We start from the raw sequence: 23553 nt of genomic DNA, 5'->3' as shown, positions 1-23553 counted from the left end.
TTATGGAAAACTTAAAAATTATAGAAGAACAAAACGGTTTTGTTTGAGGAATGATAAAAGAAACTAACCAGTATTTCATTTTAAAAAAAATTATCAATCATACATTATTGCCTAAAAATATAAAACATTTAAATAAACCAAATTTTTCTTATTATCCTTCATTAAATGGCTTATCTGAATTATCAAAAGAAGACGAAAAAACTATAGGATTTCCAAAACTTGAATTATTATTAGAAATAAATAATGAAGAGTTTGATGCTGAAATAATCTTTTTGGTAAAAAATTGTCCAGAAAAGATGGCAAAAATGGTATTTGAAATTTTTTACCATCAAGCAGTAGAAGAAAGTATATATGATATTGTTTGTGAATTAGAGAACATATTTGGTTTAGTTTGAAAATTAAATAAAAAAGTTCAAATAGGTATGATTGGAGAGCTTTTAGTAATGCAAAAAAATGAAATGTATCTTCAAAAGCTACTTGATTCATATCATTTTGAAAATTTAAATGAAAAAAAAATGACATCTAAAACAGATTTTGAAATCATTAACAATGATAAAGTTATAAATATAGAAGTAAAAACAACTACTAGTCAAGATGGTCTTTTTACTTTAAAAAATGACCAAGTTAATAAAAATATTAATGATTATTATGCAGCTGTTAGTATAAAAATTATAAAAAAAGGTGGCAAAACGTTAATTGATTTGATAGAGTGATATCTTTCATTACCACAATTAGCAAATGAAGCCAAAGATATATTAGAAGATATTAAAAAATCGCATGAGCCAAGAACTTTAATCAAATTTGATAATACCGATGTTGTAATAAAATTTATAGAAACAAAAAACATTCCTTACATTAAAGAGTATTCAAATTTAATAACTGATATAAATTATAAAATTAACTTATTCTCATTTGAAGAAGTTAAGCTTGAAGATATTTTTAGTTAGTTGTATTATTTATTAACAAATTAAATATTTTGGTTTTTTAAAAAGGGTGAAAATATGAAATTAACACGATAACAAAATGAAATTATTGAAAAAGTTTTAAATAACAATTTAATTGTAGAAGCTGTTACTGGAAATGGTAAAACTTCAAAAGCAATTGAAATGGCTAAGTTTTATCCTGAAAAAAAGTTTTTACTAGTAGTTTACAATTTATATTTAAAAGATGATACCCAAAAAAAGTAGAAGAACAAAATTTAGAAAACCTAAAAGTTGAAAATTATCATACCTTAGCAAAAGAACTTTATAAAGAAGAAGATATTTTTGATGATGAAGGTATTATAAGAACTATTAAAAATAATGTTATTTATAGTAGTGACACAAACCTGATGTGTTAATTTTAGATGAAGTACAAGATATGAAAATGTTGTATTATCAATTAATAAAAAAAGTATTAAAAGATTTTAATAATGATAATATCTCAATTTGTTTATTTGATGATAGAAAGCAAACATTAAATAAATATCCAGGCTTAGATTGCAGATATTTAACAATGGCTAATTCTTTGTTTATAGAATTAAAAAAGCCTTGGCTAAAGTTAAAATTATTAGTAAGTTTTCGAGTTCCAAAAAATGTATGTAATTTTTTAAATAATTCTTTTTACAAAAAAGATTTTATTTACCCATATGATTTAAAAAATGAAGAAAAAATTGATTATATTATTTTTGATCCCTTTGTTATATATCTGATTAAAAATTTAATCTTAGAAGAGATTGAAAAATATGGACATGAAAATACTTTTGTTTCAATGAATTCAACTAAGGTACAAAACGAAAATAACTCATTTAATAAATTTTTTAATTTTTTAAGTAATGAATATCATATTTATATTAAAGATGATAAAACTAGAGGTGATAAATCTTTAAAACATAATAAAATTAATATCACGACTTTTTGCTCAACAAAAGGTAGAGAAACAGATTTAGTTATTGTTTATGGATTTGATGATTACTGATTTAGTAGAGCAAAAAATAGTAAAGAAGCAGATGATGTTAGAGATAAACTTATATCGCAATAACAAGAGCTAAGAAAAAAGTAATAATTTTACAACCAAAAAATAATTATGTACCTAGTTTTATAGATGTAGATCAATTATTAGAAACTTTCAATATAGTTTCTAATAATTTTAAATTAATACAGCTTAATAAAAAAATATCTCAAATATAAAAAGCAGAAGGTTTAAATCTTCAAACTTATTTGATTATGTAGAATCAAATATCATATATGACTTTAAAAATTCCTTAAGTATAGTAAAGCATAATTTTTCTAATGAGAGTAATGTAAGTTTTGAATATATTCCTAATACTATTGTAGTAGATTATAAAAATAAAAAAATTAAAGAAAACGTATTAAATATAAACTGTTCTTTAAGTATATATAGTTATTTATTCAAAAATGAAAATTTTAAAGCTAAAATTTTGAGTGAAATTGAAAAAGAAATAATGATTTCTGAAGAAGAAGACAAAAATAACTTCTTAGTTTGTTCAAAAAAATATTAAGAAAATTTTATAAAAAAAGTGTGGCATTACAGAATTAACTCAAATTGTATGTATAATTGAAGCAATTAATTCAGGTAGAAATTATAAATACACACGATTAGAAAATTCTAAATTTTGTTGATTAGATGAAGTGTTTATTGATAATTCTATTAAATTAATTGAAGAAATAAATATTAATAAAAGTTTAATCTTTAAAGAAGGTTTATATATTAGTTCTAAGAATTGTGCTATTCTTGATAGATTTAAAAAAAATTATTTTTTAGAAGAAATTATTATTAGTGGAATTTTTGATGCTTATGATAAAAAAGCTAAATTATTATGATCTTTTAAGTTAGATGAAGCGATAAGTAATGATATGTATTTTGAATTAATTATGAACTGATATATTTTAACTAAGAGAGGAATAAAATCAAACATATTTTTTATTTAATATCAATAAATTAGAAATTGAAGAGATTAAAATAAATATTACAGATTTTGAAAAAATATTAGAAAAAATTTTATATTTTAAATTAGAAGATAATTTAGACAAAAACGATGAAGCATTCTTAAATTAACATAAAAATTATGATTAAATTATTGTAAAGAAAGGTAACTATGAGCGAATTAAACAAAAAAGAAGATAAAATTTTAAATATATTTAAAAGTAGATTATTACAAACTAATAAAAGATCATTAGTTTTTTATAATAGTTTTAAAGAAAATTCTTATTCAATTGATCTTATAAAAGCTTGTAGTTCAACTATTTGTTCTAACAAAGGTTTTAATTTTGTTAAAAAAAATTATGAATTTAAAATAGCTGAAAGTCTTGATAATAAAAAAGACAACAATAAATTATTAAAAAATCAATTCTCAAGCATTTATAAAAAAAATAATTTAATCATTCAAGAAAAAAATATTCACTCATTATTTGTTGGATCATATTTTATAGAAGGAATTTTAGATAATAATAAATCCAATGTATTTAGAGCACCTTTAATTTTATATCGTGCAGATATTTCTATAAAAGGTAATGTTATTGAAATCAAAAATATTAATTATGATGAACCACAATTAAACAACTCAATCTTATTATTAATGGCTGCAAAAAATAATTTAAATTGAGAGTTTAGTGAAGTTGATGAACATTTTTTTGATAATGGTTTAGAATATGTATTAAGTTTAATTAAAAAAACAGGATTTTTTATTAAAAATAATCACTTAGAAGAATTTAATATAAATAATTTAAAAGAAGCAACTCAGTTTACAAAAGAAGAGTTATATAATTATTTTACAAATGTTATTAAAGTAAATCGTAATGAATTAATTTTAAATAATTATATTTCTTTTGGACTTTATGATATTGCTTCATCTGCAATACTTTCTGCATATAATAAAATTGAAGAAGATGATAGAGTAGATTTTATTGATGAAATTATTACAAATAATATTGATCCAGCTTTAGAAGCTGATGTTGAATGAAATGAAAAAGAAATTGTACAAATTTCAGATTTAGATGTTACTCAAAAAACTGCAATTGCAAATTCATTATCCAGAAGTCAATTTATTTGAGGACCTCCAGGAACTGGAAAATCTGAAACAATAGTTAATCTTTTAGCAAATATTATTTTTAATAATAATCGAGCATTATTTATTACAGAAAAAAAAGTTGCTTCTGATGTAGTTTATGATCGTATGAAAGATTTAAAAGATTTTTGTTTAATGTTATTTAATAAAAGTGAAGGAGTTCAATTTCATCAACAAGTTAAAAAAATTCATAACGCAATTGAATTAAGAGCTCAAACTAGATTAAATAATTATAATAACAAAAATATTTTTATAAATTATGGAGATAAAATTGATAGTAGTATTAATTTAGCAAAAAGATATAAAAAACACTTTACAAGTCAAAGCGGAAGAATATATTTAAAAATCATTCAGTATTTAAAAAATGATATTAATAATTACACATTTGATGAAAATATAATTTTAAATAGTATTTCATATTCAAGTTTTGAAAAGTTACAAGAATTAAATGAATATGATATTAATCAAAAATATAATAGTTTGTTTAATGTATTTAAAACTTTAGATATAAAAACTATGTATAAAAAAAATATATTTTCTCAAATTTATTTAGATGATAATAAAAGAAAAATATTTTTTTATAATTTATTTATAAAAAATAAATATAAAACTAAATTGCCATTATTTTCTAAAAACAAATTTCAAAACTTTTTAAATGATAAAATTAATCAAACCAATTATAATAATTTATGTTTTTTAGTTAAATCAATTAATAATGTTACATATGATAACATAATTGAAATTTTATATGCTTTAGCATTAAATAATAATAATCAAATTAATATTTATGACTATGACTATTTATGTGCAGTTTATATAAATGATCATAAAATTAAATATCAAAGTATCTTAAAAGATGCAAATAAATGAATTGAATTAATTAAAAAAGACTCAAGCCAAAGATATTTAAATGATGTTAAATGAATTTATAATAAACATATTGATAATGTTGTTGATAAATTATTTGAAAGTAAAAAAAGAGAATATGAAGGAATTAAATATTCTAAATTATTTAAAAGTTTAGGTAATGCTATTAATAGTAGAAAACAAATCCGACTTACAACTTATTTTAAAAATTATATGGAACTATTAAAAATATTATTTCCTATAATTATTACAAACCCTAACAATGCTTCAAATCAAAACTTTTTAAAGTTAAATGAAAAAGAATTTGATTTTGTAATATTTGACGAAGCTTCACAAATCTTTGTAGAAAAATGTATTCCTGCATTATTTAGAGCTAAAAAATATATTATTGTAGGAGATGATAAACAATTGCCTCCAACTAATTTCTTTAGTGATAAATTAGAAGGAGATGAAGAAGAATTAGAAAATCAATTAGAAGATATTGATAAATTAAATTTAGCAAAAGCAGAAAGTTTAATTGACTTTGCTAATTCAAGATATCCTAAAAGTATGTTGCAATATCATTATCGAAGCAATTACACTGAACTTATTAATTTTTCTAATTCAAGATATTATGAATCAAAACTACAAGTTGTAAATAAAAATCAAAAAAGTTTTTTACCAATCGAAATAATTTCAGCAGAAGGTAACTTTGAAAATGGAGTTAATGTTGAAGAAGCAAATATAATTGTAAAATTAATTTTACAATTATTAAAAGATCCTGATTATGAAGGAAAAACTATTGGAGTAATTACATTCAATGCAGATCAAAAAAAATTAATTGACTCTTTAATTGATAAAGCAGCAATTAATTCAGTTAAACTTCAAAACTTATTAAATTTAGAAAAAGGAAATGAGTTATTTGTTAAAAACATTGAAAACGTTCAAGGTGATGAAAGAGATGTAATAATATTTTCAATTGCTTTTGCTCCAAAAAAAGATGGAAAATTTATTAACAACTATGGACCTTTAAACTTAGAAGGTGGACAAAGACGTTTAAATGTAGCAATCACAAGAGCAAAACATAAAATGATTATTGTTAAATCAATTCATTCAAGAACAATGAATCCAAATAAACAAGGAGCAATTGATTTAAGAGACTTTTTAAGTTTTGCAGAGTTACTACAAAATCGTGAAACTATAAAAGATGCAAATGCTTTAATCTTTAAAAATAATTACAATGATAATCAAAATAATGAATTAAAACAATTTGATTCAGAGTTTGAAGTAGAAGTGTTTAATGAAATTGATAAATTAATTACTCCATATAAAGATAGATATGAATTAAGAAATCAAACAGATGCATGCGGTTATAAAATTGATATTACAATTTTAGATAAGCAAAAAGAAGAATATGCTTTAGCAATAGAGTGTGATGGTTATACTTATCATTCATCTGATTTTGATAGAAAAAGAGATATTGATCGTCAATATTATTTAGAAAAAAGAGGATGAAAGTTTGAAAGAATATTATCTACTCACTGATGAAGTAGTGATAAAAAATACAAAGAACAATTTTTAAAAAATGTTTTAAAAGCTATCAAAGAAATATAATTTTTATATTTACTAAATTCATATATCTGGATATTATTAATATTTTAATGACTTAGACATTTCCTAATTAAAAGTAAATAATGAAAAACATTAAAACAATAAGGGTTGATAGTATGAAACAGAAAGTTTTAACAAAAAAACTTAAAGTACTTTTAAATTTAAATAAAAAATCAACAATCTTAAAACCAATAGATGTAATTTGTGTAATTTGCGATAATGCTATCAACAAATGATGAAATTAAAATATAAACAAGAATCAAACTTTTTTATTTAAGCAATCGTCATAAAATAAACTTTTGATTTGGCAAAAAAATTATATCTATTGCAGAAAATATTGCTATAGTTGGAGTACCTGGATAATTAGTTAAATTTAATTTACAAAATTCATGAATTAAAAATATAAGTTTAACAGTAGGACCGGTTAATACTTATTCTTAATTAAACATAAATGGAATGATGAAAAAAACAATTTAATTATGAAAAAACTTATATCACATATATTTAATTAAAAAGTTACGGATAAATTTTTTTGAAGTATTTATAATCGCTAAGGAACATAAAACAATTAAATTTTTAATTGAGACTTATAAATAATATAAAATCTATAAATTTTACAAATAACAAAACTTATCAATAAACCAAAAATAAAGAAATTAAGCAGACCGGTTAAAAATCAGTATTTTATATTAGAAAATAAAAAAATGACTTGAAAATATATCTAAAAATTATAAAAGATTTAGATAGATATATATGTAGAGAAATCATTGACAAAATATCATTTGAATTAAATATTAAACAAATTTCAATAATAATAGTTAAAACTTATAAATGATTATTGTAAATTAAAAAATAAAATAAGAAAATAAATTTATAGCATACTATAATATATTTAAATCTTAAAAAATATGTTAAAAATTTATTAATATTGAAATATAAAAAAACTATTTCTACAAATAAATAGAGGTTAAACAATATGCATGCTTTAAAAAAATTAATAAGTTTTTTAAGATTTTATTGAGTTCTAATATCAATATAGAAAAAATTAATTTTTTTCTTGTCAATATTTAAATGATAAAATATCTAAGTTTCTAAATATATTATTAAACTTTAATACAAGTATTGAAAACATAAAATTTACACTAATATCCTTAATAGAAGAAATTAGTTTTCAAATTAATAATAAAGTTTATTATGAACATATAAAAACTGACTTATTATTTTTTAATTCATATGTAACTAAAAAAATTTACGAAATTAAAGATATTGATTTATTTTATTTAGATATACAAAGAATTGAGCTTGAAACATTGATAATTAATATTATTAATAGATATGACATAACCGAATGCATTTTAAAAACAACTATAGAAACTCATAATAATGACTTTATAAAATTATTAAATATAAAGGACAAAAGAAAATTTATTAGAGATATTAGTTTTAAAAAATCAAAATATGTTGATTATTTTGACAAAATTGGTTTGTATACAAATTTTTTATATGAAATCAGGAATCTAAGCACCCATAATACACAAATTATTTTTTTAGATGGAAAAATAGAATTAAATATAAGAAACTATATAAACGAACTTTGTTTATCTATTTTTTACTATTTATCAATTTTAGATGATTATTTTCTATTGTAAATTATTTTATATAATAAAAATACAATGTTTTATCAATTAAATAATAAATAGATAATTTATTTTTTAAAAAAGTTGTTCTAAAGTCAAGATTATTTTTTATTTCATATATCTATTATCTACATAAATATAATAGTTAACTATTTAATTCAAATACTATTTGACTTAACAAATACATTAATAAAATACTTCTAGTTGATTCTGTTATATTTGCTCTTTCATAACAATCAACAACAATTAATTCTTTATATATTTCAAATTTGTGCATTTGAGAAGGAGAGCTTATTAAAAATATGTTTTTAGTTTTATTTTTAATTAATTCATAATGATTTACTAAGTATTGATTATCTAATCCAAATGCCATAACTATTACTAAATCATTTTGATCAATAATATTTATTCATGCTTGATTTAGCTTTCTTTGAAAATTAAACCTTGCATCATATCCTAATAAATTCAATTCACTTGTAAATAATTCAGCATTAAACATTTGTTGATAACTACTAAATACAAAAATGCGTTTAACATTTTTTATAGAGTTAATTATATTTTGAGTTTTTAAGTATTGATCATCAATCATTTCAAAAGAATTAAGTAATAACTTTTTATAATATTTATTTTTTTCATTTTCAATATTATTATGTTTTGTATTATAGTTATAATATTCAATTTCTACTTTAATTCTTGTAGCTAATTCTTTAAATCCTTCATATCCATATTTTTTTGAAAAAGCAGTTATAACTGATTCAGAACAAAATGCTTTTTTAGAACACTCATTTATTTTGGGTGTTTTTTTATTTTCAATACATTCTAATAAATAGTTTGCTATTAAAATATGAGTTTGATTTTCCAAATTATTTTTAATTAAAGTTAGCTTTTCTTTTATACTTTTAAACATAAATTTACCTCTTATTTATATTAACAAAAAACTTCTTAATTTATGAAAAATTTCTCTATTATGATATTTTAATTGTAAAAAAAATTCTAATAGTTAGTATCAAATTAGGAGGAATAATATATGATTATATTTAAAAAAGATTTTCAAATTGGAGCTTCTATGAGTTCTATGCAAACAGAAGGAAAGGGTATTACAAAAATTGGGGATTTAACTTTTGATAAATACTTTCAAGAACATCCAGAGTTATTTTATGATCGTGTTGGACCAGAAATAACTTGTGACATTACTAGACATTATAAAAATGATATAAAAATGTTTAAAGAAATTGGATTTGATTCATTAAGAACTGGTTTTTCATGAGCGAGACTATTTCCTGATGGTAAAAACCTTAACCATGAAGCTGTAAATTTTTATCATGATTATATTAACGAGTATAAAAAAAATAACATCAAAATATTTATGACATTATTTCATTTTGATATGCCTTTATGAGCGCATCAAAAGGGTGGATGAGAATCACGTGAAGTGATTAATAGTTTTGTAAACTACTGTAACTTTGTTTTTCAAGAATTTAATGACGAAGTTGATTATTATGTTACATTTAACGAACCTTTAGTTCCAGTTTATGAAGGTTATTTAAATGATAAACATTATCCTGCATTAAATGATCCAAAACAAGCTGTTAACCAAGCATTTGGAATATTTTTAGCACATTCAAAAGTTTTATTAGAATACAAAAAACATAATTTAAAAGCAAAAATTGGAGTTGTATTTAATTGAAACTATACTTATGCTTATTCACAAAGTAAAGAAGATATTGATGCAGCAAGAATTTATGATGCATATGTAAATAGAGGACCTTTAAAAATTATGTATAATGGACAAATTGATCCTATTTTAATAGAAACTTTAAAAGAATATGATATGTTGCCAGCTCACTCCCAAGAAGAAATTGATATTATTAAACAAACTAAAATAGACTTTTTAGGGATAAATTATTATTTTCCTTGTCGAGTTAAATGTAAAGAAAATAATTTAAATAGATGAGTTATGGATAAATTTGAAATAAAAATACCAGAAAATGCAAAAATTAATCCTCATAGAGGTTGAGAAATATATCCTGAAGCATTATATGAAATTGGAATGGAAATAAAAAATGATTTTAATAACATTCCTTGATATATTGCAGAGAATGGAATGGGAGTTGAAAATGAAGAACGCTATAGAAATCAACAAGGTATGATTGAAGATGACTATCGAATTGAATTTTTAACAGATCATTTACTACAAATTAAAAAAGCAATTGATGATGGATCAAATTGCTTTGGATATCATTTATGAGCAGCACTTGATTGTTGAAGTTTTAGAAATGCTTTTAAAAATCGTTATGGATTAATTGAAGTTGATTTAAAAGATCAAAGTCGTAAATTTAAAAAATCAGCATATTGATATAAACAAATGATTGAAGCTAAGAAAGGATAGAGTAATGATTAAAAAAGATTATATTAACAGTGCTCAAGAATTATTTAATAGTCTTGGTGGTTATGAAAACATCATTTCATTTATGCACTGTATGACTAGAATGAGATTTCAACTTAAAAATTGAGACATAGTAAATGAAGAAGAGATAAAAAAAGCAAGTTATTCAACTGGTATTAAAAAAAATGTTGGAGGAAATGAATATCAAGTCATAATTGGGATGGATGTTAAAAATTTCTATGAAACATTTTGTAAGATTAATAACTATGATATTGATGGAAAAACTATAATTGATAAAAACATAAAAGTCTCAAGTGATGATATAAATTTTGTTACTAAACAAAATGATGAAATATCAAAAATGAAAGGTAAATTTCGAGTAAAAGGAATTACTAATAAGTGTTTATCTTTTATAAGTAAAGTTTTTTCCCCAATAGTTTATCCCTTAATTGGATATGGACTTTTATTAACAATTTGATCGTTATTAACTGTAGAATGAAATGGAGCTAATACTTCAGCTGGAGATAGTGTTCATTTTTTAGGACAATTTGCAGATATCTTAAATGTATTGACTAGTACTTTTTCATTATTTATAACAATTGCTGTAGGTTATACTGTTTTTAAAGCAATGAGATGTACTCCAATTTACGGAATATTAATTGCAGTTGTATTAACTGCTCCGGGTTTAATTAATATGGGAGATGTAAAACCTGAAGAAGGTCAAACAATTCTTGGTCAATATCCTGGTTGAACTTTATTTGGAGAAGGAACTACTTATCCTTTTAAAATCAACTTTAATGGTTTAATGGTTCCAATGATTATAGTTGCAATTTTTGGAGCTTATATGGAAAGATGAACTTCTAAAATAAAAAATGTTACTGCTAGAAACATTTTAAGTCCAGTATTAATAATTGCAGTTACATTCTTATTTTCAGTATTTATTATTGCTCCAATTGGAATGTTATTTACAAATTATTTATCAATTTCAGTGAATTGATTAAGTACAAATTACATTGCAAAATATATAGCAGTTCCTTTAATTGGAGCGTTATATGGTCCTTTAGTGATTACTGGATTACACCATTCATTAACACCAATTATTTTACAAGGTCAAGCAATGTATGGAGCAACAATCATTCAAGGATTATGTACACTTTCAAATGTTTCGCAAGGAGTAGCAACAATTGCTTTTGTAGTTTTAAATAGAAAAGTTAAACAGTTAAAAGAATTAGGAATATCAAATGGTGTATCTGCAATAGTAGGAGGTATAACTGAACCTTCATTATTTACTGTTAATTTAAAACATTTATATCCTTTAATTGCTTGTTCGATTGGTGTATTTTGTGGAAGTCTTGTATTAGTTGCTTCTAACACTTATGCTTTACAAGGAGCAAGTTCTATATTTGGTTATTTAATGTTCCAACATAAAGCACCAGATGCTACTGGAGTATCAACTTGATTTGGTGGAGGATTTTTATGAGGAGCAATATCAATTTTAGTAAGTTGTTGTGTAACGTTTTTAATGACAATAATTTTAGGCAAAGTTAAATATTTTTCTCAAAGAACAAGAAATTTACTTTTAGAAGATTTTAATGAAGATATATTTGAATTAAAAAAAACTTATAAAGAAAATAAAAAAATAAAAACTAATAGAGTATAACAAACCAAATAAAAAAATGTTTCTTAAAAATTATTTAAGAAACATTTTTTTTAGATATTTTTTACAAAAGTATTTGTATAAAAACTATTAATATAGTTGTTAAAATCCAAATAATCAATAGTATAACTTATTTTTGGTATAGCACTTATTACAACTTTTCTTTGTTTAAAATAACTTCTAAATAAAGTATAAGAAGAATAGGCAATAACAAAAACACTTAATCATTTAAAAATATCTGTTATTAAAGTTTGATCAACTTTTAATAAAGTAATTAAACCTAAAAATACAATCGTATAAGAAGTTAAAACTCCAATTATACCTCCCATTGTCATAAAAAAGCTTGTTTTTGGCATATAGTTATTTTTAAAATAAAATTTATAACCATTTATATGCATTGTTAACCCCGCACTACAAGTCATTATTGGAAATACTACTAAGAAGTTAATTCCTAAAAATGAAATAACTGCCATTGCTGGAGCATATAGACCAACTCCAAAACTCATCATCATTCCTAAAAATACAAAAGCAAGACATCCTAAGAATAATTTTCATCAAACATCTGAAACTCCCATAGCACTTCCTGATGGAAATATTTCAATTCCTTTGACTGTTAAAAGCATTAGAATTGAAGTAATTGCAAGAACTACTCCCATTATAATAGCGATTAGTTTTTTATTAATTTTATTAACAATACTACTTCCAATTAAAGAACCAATAATTGCAGATAATACAAATGTAATTAAAGTTGTTAAATCAACACTAACACTTGTCATAAATAATACACCAGAAAATAAGTTTGGAATTGCCATACCAATATTCAATGTTCCTGGTAATTTTTTATCATCTTTTAAACTTTTTGTTGCTTTTAAAAGACCAGTGTTAGTTGCAAATGAACCAATTCCTAATGTATCAAAAAAACTTGCTGTAAATCCAATGCTTGCACAAATATAAGATTTATTCTTGTAATCTAATACTGATTTTTTAGTTGAAAATATGATTATAAAAACTAAAAATATTAAACAAACTACTAAAATAATCATTGATAAACTAAATGCAATTATAGAATTTTGATTAGTTAAATTAATTTTGTTTACACATAAATAACTAATACATAAAGCTAATAACATCATTAATGGAACTAAACTTATTCCTAAAATTTTCATTGCTTTAACAGATATTTTCTTTTTTAAAGGTTTTTTATCTTTGTTGTAAGTATCAATGTATTGATTATATTGTTGATTTAAATTTATAAAGTTATCTTTACTCTTTTTATCAAAAATCTTTAAATATTCTTTATAACTTTTTTTTAAAGTACTTAAGCAATTAACTTTTTGATTATTATCAATATTTTTATCTTTTCAATCTTTAATTATGCTTTTTTTAATTTCTTTAGTTGTTTTTTTAAAACTCATTAAATTATTTGAAATTTCATAGACTTTTTCAATGTCTTTTTCAATTTTAATCAAATACTCATCAATATTTTTAATCAATTATATTTTCCTCCTATAAATATTTTACAACTTTACAAGAGTAAAAATTTTTTAACTTTATTTATGTATAAAAAAAATATTATTTTTATGTTTATACATAAATAAGTGTATAATAAAAATTAACGAGTTATAAATAGTATTAAAAATCTTTGTAAAAAATAATAAAAACTTAAAAATATTTAATTTTTTAAAAATTATTTTTTTGTGTCTTTTAGGGGGTATTTATATGGTTTTAACTGAATTACAAAATCAACTTAACCAAATAAAAAATACCAAAAATGCTATTGCTTATTTATCTACTTTAAATAAAAACTTAGATCTTTTTTCTAAAAATTTACAATTTTATCCTGTCGAATTATTAAAAGAAGTTTTTGATGAAGCTTGAGAAGAAAATAACAAACTATTTATTCTTAACTTTTTAAACTACTTAGATATAAGAGGAGGAAAAGGAGAAAGAAGAGTATCAAAAAGATGATTAATTTTTTAAGTAATAAAGTTGATCGTCAAGTTTTATTTGATGTTATTTTAAAATAGGTAGATATGATTATGCAATTAATCTTGCAATTAATTCAACAGATTTGCGTTTAATTGAATTAATTTATTCAACTTTAATTAGCGAAGTTAATCGAAGTGATAAAAGTATTTCATTAATTTCAAAATGAATGCCTTCAATCAACGCTTCAAGTTATAAACAAATAACTTTAGCTAAAAAATTTGTTAACTTAGTTAAACTAAATTTTGATAAAAACTTTGATTACAAAGCATATCGTAAATTACTTACAAGTTTAAGAGTTAAATTAAACCTTTTTGAAAATAACTTAAGAATCAAAGATTATCAAAGTATAAATTATAGTAACTTATCAGGTAAATCTTTGAAAAAATATGCAAATGCTTTTAGTAGAAATGATTTTGATAAATACAATGATTTTATAAATAAATCAATTAGTGATTCAAATAATTTAAATGCTAATAACTTTTTTGCATACGAAATTATCGAACATGCTTTTTATGATATAAATGAAGCTGCTGCATATTGAATTAATATGAAAAAAATTGTAGTTCAGAAAACACAAATATTTTACCAGTGTGTGATTTTAGTGGTTCTATGGAAGGGTTGCCTTTATACAATTCAATGGGTTTAGGAATGTTTTTAGCACATCAAAATCAAGGCGTATTTAAAAATGTTTTGATTGAATTTGAAAGTCAACCTAAATTTATTAAATTAAAAGGTAATTTTATTGATGATTTTAATATTTTAAAAACGCATGATGCAATTGGCACGACTAATATCGATCTAGTATTTAAAAAAATAATATTATCTATGAAAAATAATAATAATTTCTCTGATAATCCAAAATATATTTTAATTATTAGTGATATGGAGTTTAACCAAGCTACATCAAATAATCAAGATAGTAACTTTGAACATTGAAAAAACGAATTTAAAAGTTATAATCTTGAGTTGCCAAAAATTATTTTTTGAAATGTTGACTTTGATATTGATCAAAGTTTTCCAGTGGTTAAAAATGAAAAAAATGTAGTTTTAATTAGTGGATTTTCAACACATATTTTAAAAGATTTATTTAACATAGAAAGTTAAATGAATTTACACCAGAAATATTTATGATTGAAACTTTTAAAAATTATGAAAACTATTTGAGTTTATTTGGTATATATTAATTACATTAAAGGTTCATACAGCAAAAAAACACAAATAATTGTTGAGACAGAATTTTATTCTGTAAAAGCGATTTATTTGAACCTTGTTATATTATTAATAACTCGTTTAAAAAACAACTCTTAAGAGTTGTTTTTTTGTTTTTAACTTGAATATAAGATAAGTTTATAGTTAAATATTTAAGAATAAAAGGAGTAATGGTATGAAAAAAGTAAATGTAGGATTAGATATAGGTATAGCTTCAGTTGGATGATCAATTTATGATATAGAAAATAAAAAAATCATAAATGCAGGATCACGTTTATTTAGTGAAGCAAATGCTGGAGGTCAAAAAACTTCTACTACTTCTGATAGAAGAATGCAAAGAGGAAGAAGAAGAAATCTAAGAAGAAAAGTTTTAAGAAAAAGAGATTTACTAAATTTATTTGTAAAGTTTGATTTTTTAAATAGTTATGAAGATTTTTATAAACTTGATTTTAATATTGACTATTTAGAAGTTAGAAAAAAATCACTTGAAAATAATATAAGTTTACAAGAATTAATGTTAATACTTTATAATTACACTAAAAAAAGAGGAAGTTTTAATTATAAAGACGATTTAATGGAATTAAAAAAAGAAAAAAAAGAAGATGTTAGTTTAGATGAAATTAATGCAAAACAAGATAAACTTCCTGTTGATATTCAAGCAAACAATTTTAAAACATTTGGTAAGTATCGAGGATTAAAAGCAGAAGATGCATTAATTGCTCATGATTGATATAAAAAAGAAGTCGAAAAAATATTAGATACACAAATAGCTAATGGTTTAATAAATGAAGAATTTAAAGAAAGTTTTATAAAATTATACGAAAGAAAAAGACAATATTTTGATGGTCCTGGATGAACTACTAGTTCAAAAACAACTAAAAGTGAGTATGGCTGAAAAGATGAATCAGAATTTTTTGAACGTCTTTCTGGTTATGATACATATAATAGTAAAGAAAAAAGAGCACCAAAACATTCAATGACTTCATACTTATTTAATATTTTAAATGATTTATGTAATTTAAAGATTAATGGTGTTGAAAACGGTTTAACTTATGATCAAAAGTATGAAGTAATTGAATCTGTAATAAACCATGATGGTACTAAAAGTAAAAATATTACTTTAAAAATTATTGCAAAGTTATTAAAAGTAAAAGAAAGTGATATTACTGGTTATCGAATCGATAAAGATGAAAAACCAAATTTCACAAAATTTGAATCTATTAATAAAATTAGAAGTATTTTAATAAGTTCAAATTTAAAGTATGATTTTATAAGTTTAAAAAATATTGATTTATTAGATAAAATTGTAGAAATACTAACTGTTTTTCAAAGTTCAGATTCTAGAAAAGAACAACTTTTAAAAATAAATAGCAATTTATTAGATGATAAACAAATTGAAGCAATTAGTTTAATAAGTTTAACAGGTACTCATAGTCTAAGTGCAAAAACTATGAATATTGCTATTGAAGAAATGTGATATGAAAATAAAAATCACATGCAAATTTTTTCTGAAAATAATATAAAACCAGATTACAACATCAAAATAGATAGAAAATTTACAAAAATGCCTGTTTTAAGACAAAAAATTTCAGAGATGTATATATCTCCAGTTGTTAAAAGATCTTTAATTGAAAGTTTAAAAATCATTAAAGAAATTGAAAAAATGTCTGATATTGAAATTAAAGATATTGTAATTGAATTAGCAAGAGAATCAAATTCAGAAGATAGAAAAAAATATATTAATGAAATTCAAAAGAAAAATGAAAAAGAAAGAACTGAAATTGAAAAAAATTATAATCAAAACACTAAAAGAATTGATTTTAAAACAAGATTAAAATTAACTTTATTAAATGAACAAGATGGTAAATGTGTGTATTCTGGTGAAAAAATAGATATAACTAGACTTTTTAATGATCCAAATTATTGTGAAATTGATCATATTATTCCTTTTTCAGTGTCATTAGACGATTCTAGAACCAATAAAGTATTGGTATTACAAAATGAAAATCAACAAAAGGGTAAAAAAACACCATATGAATACTTTAGAGAAATACATCGTGATTGAGAACAATTTAAATCATTAATGTATATAAATTATGTTGGAAGTAAAAAATTTGGAAAGTATGGTTATAATAAGTATCAAAATTTAATATTTGAACAAGATATAAATGACACAGAAGTTAAAAAAAGTTTTATTAATAGAAACTTAAATGATACTAGATATGCAACTTTAGAAGTAAAAAACTATTTAACTTTTTTTAAAAAAGAATTAAAAAAACCTTATTCAATTAAAACAATTAATGGGGGATTTACAAATTATATAAGAAATAACTTCTTATATTTACCTAAAAAAGATCGTGATGATTTTAAACATCATGCAGTGGATGCAACAATTTGTGCATTAGCTCCAATTATTGATATTTATGATGGAAGAACTATGAATAAAATAATTGGAGAATTAGATGAAAAAGAAATTATTAAAAGAGAAGAAATAAACTTAATCGTTAATGACATTAATAGTTTTGATTATAAATTTACTAAAAAGATAGAAAAAAGTTCAAACAAAATGATGTTTAATGAAACTATTTATAGTTGCAAAGTAATTGACAATAATCTATATAAAATTGAAAAAATAGATTTATTATCAAAAGATTCAGAAAAAATAAAAAAAATTAATAAGTTATTTACCATAGATTATAAAGATTTATTAGTTTATGAGTCAGATCCAAAAACATTTAATCATTTAAAAAAAATATATGATACTTATATAAATGATGTTGATAAAGATAATAAACCAGTTAAAAACCCATTTCATCATTTTGTTTATGAATTAAATGAAAAGATTTTAAAACAATCCAATGAAAAAAATCCACCAAACATAAGATATTTAAAATACAATAATGGAGTTGTTAATCAATATACAAAAATTACTCATAAATTTAAAAATATTAAAAAAGGTAAAGAAATTGTAATGACAGGATCAAATACTTTAGGTTGAGACTTATTTTATTCACAACAATATAATTTGTATAAAGTTTTACCAATTACTCATAAAGTAGCATATTTTGTAAGTAATAAAAATAACTCAAATATTAATTTTAAAACAAAAGAGTATGAGCAAGAAAAATTATTATATAAAATTGATGAAACATATAAGAAAAAATTCACATTATTTAAAAATAATGAATTGATGTTTGAATATGATGGTGAAATTTTAAATTATATCGTTGTGGGATTTAATAAGAATTCAGAAAGTTTTGAGTTCAAATTTTTAAATAAAAGTGTTGAAAAAGGTAAAAGAATTTTCAAGACTATTAAGAAAATGAAAAAAATCAGACTTGTTACATCAAATTTAACAAGAACAAAAATAAAATATCTTGACTAATTAAAATATTATGTGATATATTAATTATGTATATGAGTTCTACTACTACATAATTTTACAGGACTATCATATATAAGGCTTTAATGCCGTAACTGAGGAATTTATTCCTCTTTTTTTATTAAAAAATGTCTTGAAAAACAATAATTATTAAAGACGGAGAAAGAATAAATTTATTTTTAAATAATTTAGTTGTTGAAAGTGCAAATGTTAAGTATCATATCCCACTTGATGATATTAATGCGATATTATTTGAAAATTATAAAACTGTTGTTACTACAAGAATTATTAATAAACTTGCTCAAAAAAAGATTTTAACTTTAATTTGTGATGTAGAGTTAAAACCAATATCGATTATTCAACCAATTGAAGCAAATCACTTACAATTAAAAATTATTAATAATCAATTAAATTGAAAAAAAGAAGATAAATTATATTTATGAACACAAATTGTAAAACAAAAAATTGAAGCACAAATTGATATATTAAAAGTTAACTTAAAAAGTCTAGAAAAAGTTAACTTGTTATACAAATATATTGAAGAAATGAAATTTAGTGATTCAACAAATAGAGAAGGACATGCTGCTAAGGTTTATTTTAAAGAACTATTTGGAAACACTTTTACAAGAGAAAAAGAAAATCACATAAATGCAGCTTTAAACTTTGGTTATACAATTATAAGAAATGCATTTATCAGATCAATTACTTCAAAAGGGCTTCATCCAAGCATAGCCTTATTTCATCATAATATGTACAATGCTTTTGCTCTTGCAGATGATTTAATGGAACCATTTCGCCCAATTGTTGATAATTATGTTTATAAATATGTAACACAAATTGATTATTTTTCTAGATCTACAAAATTAGAATTAATAAATATTTTAAACTCTAAAGTTATTTATGGTAATAATAAAATCTATTTAACAAATGCTATTGATAAATATGTTGATATGGTTTTAAACTTTTTTGAAGATAAATACAATAATCATATAATTTATCCTATAAGTTCATCAGTAGAATATTATGAGCTATAGATTTATGAGATTAATGGTATTTTACGATTTACCTTTTGATTCTAAAGAAAATGTAAGATCTTATAATAAATTTAGAAATAACTTATTTAAAGAAGGGTTTCACATGATGCAATATTCAATTTATTCAAAAATTTGTTACAACAAAGAAAGTGTTGATTTTGTTATTAAAAGAATTAATAAATTTTTACCTAAGCTTGGTAATGTAAGGTTTCTAATTATTACAGAAAAACAATATCAAAATATTAAGATTGTTGTTGGTAAAAAAAATAATAATGAATTAATAAATGATGATAGGAGGCTTATAGAAATATAATGAAAATTTTAAATAAAAATAGTAATAAAAGTATTAACTTTAATTTTACAAACAATAATGTATTTATTATAAATAATTTAGATACTATAAATGATTTAGAACTAGCTTTAAATTTAAGTTTTTTAAACAAATTTTCAAGTCCAGATTATGAAATTAAAATGCAAGAAAATGATATTATGATAGATAAATCAACAACTAAATTAATAAAGGTACCCAACTTTATGGATTTTTCTAAAAGTATTTGTGGAGGAAGTAAAACTATTTTAAAAGAATTATTAAATCTTTGTATAACTTATGATGCTTTTTCTTCTCAAAGTTTATCAACTTTATTTGGGTTTATTAATACAATTGATTTAACTGAACTCAAAATAATTGAAAATTTAATTACTAATTTAGAATCTAAATTAGGTTTAAAAATAACTATAGAGATTCAAGATCAAATCATAAACTATATTTGTGATCAAACAATTTTAAAGTTACAAAATAATGATGATAATGAAACCAACACTTATTTAAATCAAGCTAAGTTAAGAATAATATATATTGAAATATTAAAAAATTTATTAATAATTGATGATAAAAATTTACATTTTTTATTTGTAAATCCATTTTTTGGGCTAAATTATACAGAAATAAAAGAGTTTTTTGATGAAATAAAAGAATTAAAAAAATTTACAATTGTTAGTGACAAGTTTATTTATGAAGATGATTTAAATCTAGAAAATTTAAAAATATGAATAGATAATAAGTTTCTAGATTTATCAGTTATTATTGATAATTTAAAGTTTTATATGAATTTTTCAAATTGTACTTTAGAAAATGACTTTTATAATGAGCTACTTTTAAATACTAAAAACTTAATAAGTAGTTATAATAGTAAAAATTTAGAAATAAATTATCCTGTTTTCCATTACCTTTTAAACTTATAATTATTTTTTAAAAACACTTGATTTGAGGTTATGGTACCCTGTAAAATTATGTAGTAGTAGAACATGAAATGGAATGAGCAGTTGAATTAACATGTTATGGTACCCTGTAAAATTATGTAGTAGTAGAACAAACAAAGAAAATATTACAATACATTGACCGTTATGGTACCCTGTAAAATTATGTAGTAGTAGAACTAGATTTAACAGAAGATTATGAAACAATGTGTTATGGTACCCTGTAAAATTATGTAGTAGTAGAACGTTATAACTAATTTGTAAGTACATTCGCTAGTTATGGTACCCTGTAAAATTATGTAGTAGTAGAACTAAAACATTAATGATTGATAGTACAATGGTGTTATGGTACCCTGTAAAATTATGTAGTAGTAGAACAAAAATATCAAAATCTGGAAATTGTTGATTGTTATGGTACCCTGTAAAATTATGTAGTAGTAGAACAATCAAGTCTTTTTATTTGTATGGTGGAGTGTTATGGTACCCTGTAAAATTATGTAGTAGTAGAACCCATACCTTGATTGTTACCTTTTCATTGTTGTTATGGTACCCTGTAAAATTATGTAGTAGTAGAACTGGGAGTTTTAGCAAAACAATATATTACAAGTTATGGTACCCTGTAAAATTATGTAGTAGTAGAACATAAGTTTAAAACTCACTCATCCCTTGTTTGTTATGGTACCCTGTAAAATTATGTAGTAGTAGAACGAGATAGTCTATCAAGTTACTTTACAATCTGTTATGGTACCCTGTAAAATTATGTAGTAGTAGAACTTTTAGTAGCAATTAGAAATGATATAAATCGTTATGGTACCCTGTAAAATTATGTAGTAGTTGAACTTGTTTATTCATTAAACAAAAAATACAATCGTTATGGTACCCTGTAAAATTATGTAGTAGTAGAACTCGTTATTATTTTTAGCAACCATATATCAAGTTATGGTACCCTGTAAAATTATGTAGTAGTAGAACTTTTTCAAAAATTTTGGCTTTGCTCGTTGGGTTATGGTACCCTGTAAAATTATGTAGTAGTAGAACTGTTAATGCTTCTATTAATTGCTCTTTTGTGTTATGGTACCCTGTAAAATTATGTAGTAGTAGAACTATGTAGCAATTGTATAGAAAATTGCTACAGTTATGGTACCCTGTAAAATTATGTAGTAGTAGAACATTGCAAATTGTAAAATATAATGGGAGATAGTTATGGTACCCTGTAAAATTATGTAGTAGTAGAACTTTTTGGGATTGCATAACCTTCGCCAGGACGTTATGGTACCCTGTAAAATTATGTAGTAGTAGAACCATTTGTCCACCATCTTGACGTAGCTCGTTGTTATGGTACCCTGTAAAATTATGTAGTAGTAGAACAAAAATTAAATGTAAAAAAATATCAAAATAGTTATGGTACCCTGTAAAATTATGTAGTAGTAGAACAATATATCTAATATATTTTGTAATTGTTCTGTTATGGTACCCTGTAAAATTATGTAGTAGTAGAACTTTTATTAAAGCAAACCAACTACAAATTGAGTTATGGTACCCTGTAAAATTATGTAGTAGTAGAACCAAATTCAAAGTCATCTTCATCTTTTTTAAGTTATGGTACCCTGTAAAATTATGTAGTAGTAGAACAAAAGCTATTCCTTGATATTATGGCCTTCCGTTATGGTACCCTGTAAAATTATGTAGTAGTAGAACCTAATACACGATTGGTTTTAATATCAACTAGTTATGGTACCCTGTAAAATTATGTAGTAGTAGAACATTTTCTTTGCATGTGTTTACTATTTCTAAGTTATGGTACCCTGTAAAATTATGTAGTAGTAGAACGATAAAGAGATGCTTATGAAAACATTTTATGTTATGGTACCCTGTAAAATTATGTAGTAGTAGAACTCAATCACTACAAATTAGGTTGATGAGATAGTTATGGTACCCTGTAAAATTATGTAGTAGTAGAACACTGCATTGTAATAGATGAAGACAGTGATGGTTATGGTACCCTGTAAAATTATGTAGTAGTAGAACTTTTTTAAAATTATCTAATTCATTATAAAAGTTATGGTACCCTGTAAAATTATGTAGTAGTAGAACGTAAGGAACATTAACTAATTAATGTCCTTGGTTATGGTACCCTGTAAAATTATGTAGTAGTAGAACTTTTCTCCTATCAATTAATATCATCTCATAGTTATGGTACCCTGTAAAATTATGTAGTAGTAGAACATAAAAATAGTGTATTACATATGTTTTTATGTTATGGTACCCTGTAAAATTATGTAGTAGTAGAACTTTTAACTGAGTTATTAGATGTTGTTATGTGTTATGGTACCCTGTAAAATTATGTAGTAGTAGAACGATATTTGCTTTATGATTTATACAAAACCAGTTATGGTACCCTGTAAAATTATGTAGTAGTAGAACTTTTAGCAGCAATTTCACCACCAACTAGTGGTTATGGTACCCTGTAAAATTATGT

At 22.3% G+C, this 23553-nt stretch carries 16 protein-coding genes and 1 CRISPR repeat array (1 of these 17 only partly in view); of the genes, 14 read left to right on the top strand and 2 right to left on the bottom strand.

Features of this window, described 5'->3' with window-relative positions; genetic code table 4:
• The first annotated feature begins 2 nt into the window (after positions 1-2).
• The 5 genes from SGLAD_RS03150 to SGLAD_RS05475 all read left to right on the top strand — a co-directional run bounded on the left by SGLAD_RS03150 (position 3) and on the right by SGLAD_RS05475 (position 6768).
• Positions 3-947 (top strand): hypothetical protein, encoded by a 945-nt coding sequence (locus tag SGLAD_RS03150; RefSeq protein ID WP_134297593.1) that lies wholly within the window; start codon positions 3-5, stop codon positions 945-947.
• Between the two features lie 412 nt (positions 948-1359).
• Positions 1360-2019 (top strand): hypothetical protein, encoded by a 660-nt coding sequence (locus SGLAD_RS03145; protein WP_134297592.1) that lies wholly within the window; start codon positions 1360-1362, stop codon positions 2017-2019.
• Positions 2020-2630: 611 nt separating this feature from the next.
• Entirely contained in the window at positions 2631-2930 is a 300-nt protein-coding gene (locus SGLAD_RS03140; RefSeq protein ID WP_134297591.1) for a hypothetical protein, read from the top strand.
• A gap of 167 nt (positions 2931-3097) precedes the next feature.
• Positions 3098-6526, top strand: a complete 3429-nt coding sequence (locus tag SGLAD_RS03135) for an AAA domain-containing protein (RefSeq protein WP_134297590.1) — start codon at positions 3098-3100, stop codon at positions 6524-6526.
• A 113-nt stretch (positions 6527-6639) separates the two neighbouring features.
• The gene (locus tag SGLAD_RS05475; protein WP_279585899.1) at positions 6640-6768 is read left to right on the top strand and encodes a hypothetical protein; all 129 of its coding nucleotides are present in this window, start codon (positions 6640-6642) and stop codon (positions 6766-6768) included.
• A 1537-nt stretch (positions 6769-8305) separates the two neighbouring features.
• On the opposite strand, the gene SGLAD_RS03125 is transcribed toward SGLAD_RS05475, so the two are convergent.
• The gene (locus SGLAD_RS03125; protein ID WP_134297588.1) at positions 8306-9067 is read right to left on the bottom strand and encodes a MurR/RpiR family transcriptional regulator; all 762 of its coding nucleotides are present in this window, start codon (positions 9065-9067) and stop codon (positions 8306-8308) included.
• A 120-nt stretch (positions 9068-9187) separates the two neighbouring features.
• On the opposite strand from SGLAD_RS03125, the gene SGLAD_RS03120 reads away from it, so the two are divergent.
• Both SGLAD_RS03120 and SGLAD_RS03115 read left to right on the top strand, forming a co-directional pair.
• Positions 9188-10549, top strand: coding sequence for a glycoside hydrolase family 1 protein (locus SGLAD_RS03120; protein WP_134297587.1), 1362 nt, complete (start codon positions 9188-9190; stop codon positions 10547-10549).
• A 4-nt stretch (positions 10550-10553) separates the two neighbouring features.
• The gene (locus SGLAD_RS03115) at positions 10554-12206 is read left to right on the top strand and encodes a PTS transporter subunit EIIC (RefSeq protein ID WP_134297586.1); all 1653 of its coding nucleotides are present in this window, start codon (positions 10554-10556) and stop codon (positions 12204-12206) included.
• Between the two features lie 50 nt (positions 12207-12256).
• Here the strand turns inward: SGLAD_RS03115 and SGLAD_RS03110 are convergent, their stop codons facing one another.
• Complete coding sequence (locus SGLAD_RS03110) at positions 12257-13696, bottom strand: sulfite exporter TauE/SafE family protein (protein WP_134297585.1); 1440 nt, start codon at positions 13694-13696, stop codon at positions 12257-12259.
• 226 nt (positions 13697-13922) lie between these two features.
• Here SGLAD_RS03110 and SGLAD_RS03105 point away from each other — a divergent pair, with 226 nt between their 5' ends.
• The 7 genes from SGLAD_RS03105 to SGLAD_RS03075 all read left to right on the top strand — a co-directional run bounded on the left by SGLAD_RS03105 (position 13923) and on the right by SGLAD_RS03075 (position 21059).
• On the top strand, positions 13923-14183 hold the full coding sequence (locus tag SGLAD_RS03105; RefSeq protein WP_134297584.1) for a hypothetical protein: 261 nt from the start codon (positions 13923-13925) through the stop codon (positions 14181-14183).
• Between the two features lie 91 nt (positions 14184-14274).
• Positions 14275-14838 (top strand): DUF2828 family protein, encoded by a 564-nt coding sequence (locus SGLAD_RS05470; protein ID WP_134297583.1) that lies wholly within the window; start codon positions 14275-14277, stop codon positions 14836-14838.
• Positions 14802-15296, top strand: a complete 495-nt coding sequence (locus SGLAD_RS05465; protein WP_134297582.1) for a DUF7788 domain-containing protein — start codon at positions 14802-14804, stop codon at positions 15294-15296. The genes SGLAD_RS05470 and SGLAD_RS05465 overlap by 37 nt, the downstream gene beginning before the upstream one ends.
• A 280-nt stretch (positions 15297-15576) precedes the next feature.
• Positions 15577-18786 carry a type II CRISPR RNA-guided endonuclease Cas9 gene (gene cas9 / locus SGLAD_RS03090; RefSeq protein ID WP_134297581.1) on the top strand — a complete coding sequence of 1070 codons (3210 nt, stop codon included), beginning with the start codon at positions 15577-15579 and terminating at the stop codon, positions 18784-18786.
• Between the two features lie 125 nt (positions 18787-18911).
• Positions 18912-19817, top strand: a complete 906-nt coding sequence (gene cas1, locus SGLAD_RS03085; protein WP_134297580.1) for a type II CRISPR-associated endonuclease Cas1 — start codon at positions 18912-18914, stop codon at positions 19815-19817.
• Positions 19807-20130 carry a CRISPR-associated endonuclease Cas2 gene (gene cas2, locus SGLAD_RS03080; protein WP_243831610.1) on the top strand — a complete coding sequence of 108 codons (324 nt, stop codon included), beginning with the start codon at positions 19807-19809 and terminating at the stop codon, positions 20128-20130. Before cas1 ends, cas2 begins: the two co-directional genes overlap by 11 nt.
• Positions 20130-21059 (top strand): hypothetical protein, encoded by a 930-nt coding sequence (locus SGLAD_RS03075; RefSeq protein WP_134297579.1) that lies wholly within the window; start codon positions 20130-20132, stop codon positions 21057-21059. The genes cas2 and SGLAD_RS03075 overlap by 1 nt, the downstream gene beginning before the upstream one ends.
• A 27-nt stretch (positions 21060-21086) precedes the next feature.
• A CRISPR array of direct repeats spans positions 21087-23553; the repeat unit is 36 nt; unit sequence GTTATGGTACCCTGTAAAATTATGTAGTAGTAGAAC; it runs 3908 nt beyond the window's last position.

This window comes from Spiroplasma gladiatoris (assembly GCF_004379335.1).
Lineage (GTDB): Bacteria > Bacillota_I > Bacilli_A > Mycoplasmatales > Mycoplasmataceae > Spiroplasma_A > Spiroplasma_A gladiatoris.
This window is presented reverse-complemented; position numbering and strand designations above follow the sequence as displayed.